This window comes from Flavobacterium helocola (genome assembly GCF_038289885.1).
GTDB lineage: Bacteria > Bacteroidota > Bacteroidia > Flavobacteriales > Flavobacteriaceae > Flavobacterium > Flavobacterium cheniae.
In genome coordinates, this window is record NZ_JBBYHT010000006.1 from 125777 (window position 1) to 127618 (window position 1842).

1 protein-coding gene and 2 pseudogenes are annotated in these 1842 nt (G+C 42.2%); all 3 read right to left on the reverse strand.

What is annotated here, in order from left to right; all coding sequences use genetic code 11:
- A pseudogene (locus AAEO58_RS12295) lies at positions 1-353 on the reverse strand (hypothetical protein); the annotation flags it as partial.
- Positions 354-536: 183 nt separating this feature from the next.
- Positions 537-977: pseudogene (locus AAEO58_RS13435) on the reverse strand (SdrD B-like domain-containing protein); the annotation flags it as partial.
- On the reverse strand, positions 978-1842 hold an 865-nt coding region (locus AAEO58_RS12300; RefSeq protein ID WP_341683685.1), incomplete at its 5' end, for an SdrD B-like domain-containing protein.

Consider the following 1842-nt stretch of genomic DNA (forward strand, 5'->3'; position numbering starts at 1 on the left):
TAATCATCTATACCATCTCCGTCTGTGTCTTGTGTAGCTCCTGTATTTGGATTACCATCACCATCAGCATTTGGATTTTCGTAGAATGTATTTACTCCGTCGTTATCGTCATCGATATCTTGAAAATCATGAATTCCATCGCCATCAGAATCTTGAGGTGTATAATCTGGACCTGCTCCATCAACTCCACCTTCAGCAGCATCTGGCATACCATTAGTTCCTACTGGACCATCAACCATACCATCATTATTTACATCTGATTCACCATGACCAGCTTCAAAAATATCGTTAACTCCATCACCATCTGCATCCAAATCAAAACTATCAATTATTCCATCTCCATCAGTATCCAATATAGGATTTCCATTTTGCTCTTCAATATCTGTAATACCATCATTATCATCATCAATATCAACAGAATCTGTAATACCATCATTATCATTATCATAAAAATCGTAACCATCAACTCCTGCGGATACACTTGCTCCTCCTACTGGAGTTATACTTGTTGGATTAGTTCCTTCTGTTTGGAAGAAATCTACCGGTAAAGTTGCTGTATTAACTACTATATTTACTGGAGAACCTGCTGGAACACCCGTAATCGTATAACTTCCATCTGCTGCTGTTGTAGCACTTGGCTCACCAACATCTGGAGTGCCGTTTCCATTTAAGTCTGCATAAACCGTTACTCCTGAGATGCCTGTTTCTGCTCCGTCTTGTGTTCCATTACCATTTACATCGGCATAGATAGTACCTGTTACACTTCCTTGTGCTTGGTATCCATCAACTCCTGCAGATACACTTGCTCCTCCTACTGGAGTTACACTTGTTGGGTTAGTTCCTTCTGTTTGAACTGATCCTGCTGGTAAAGTTGCTACACTTACTACTATATCTACTGGGCTTCCTGCTGGAACTCCTGCAATGGTATAACTTCCATCAGCTGCGGTAGTAGCACTTGGCTCTCCTACATCTTGAATTCAATCACCATCTAAATCTGCGAAAACAGTTACTCCTGAAATACCAGTTTCTGCTCCGTCTTGTGTGCCATTACCATTAACATCTGCATAGATGGTTCCTGTTACACTTCCTTGTGCTTGGTATCCATCAACTCCTGCAGATACACTTGCGCCTCCTACTGGAGTTACACTTGTTGGATTAGTTCCTTCTGTTTGAACTGATCCTGCTGGTAAAGTTGCTGTATTAACTACTATATTTACTGGGCTTCCTGCTGGAACTCCTGTAATGGTATAACTTCCATCCGCTGCGGTAGTAGCACTTGGCTCTCCTACATCTTGAATTCCATCACCATCTAAATCTGCGAAAACAGTTACTCCTGAAATACCAGTTTCTGCTCCGTCTTGTGTGCCATTACCATTTACATCAGCATAGATAGTACCAGTTACACTTCCTTGTGCTTGGTATCCATCAACTCCTGCGGATACACTTGCTCCTCCTACTGGAGTTACACTTGTTGGGTTAGTTCCTTCTGTTTGAACTGATCCTGCTGGTAATGTTGTTGTGTTTACAACTATATTTACTGGAGAACCTGCTGGAACACCTGCAATGGTATAACTTCCATCCGCGGCTGTTGTAGCACTTGGCTCGCCAACATCTTGAACTCCATCACCATCTAAATCTGCGAAAACTGTTACCCCTGAAATTCCTGTTTCTGCTCCGTCTTGTGTGCCATTACCATTTACATCAGCATAGATTGTTCCCGTTACACTTCCTTGTGCTTGGTATCCATCAACTCCTGCAGATACACTTGCGCCTCCTACTGGAGTTACACTTGTTGGATTAGTTCCTTCTGTTTGAACTGATCCTGCTGGTAAAGTTGCTGTA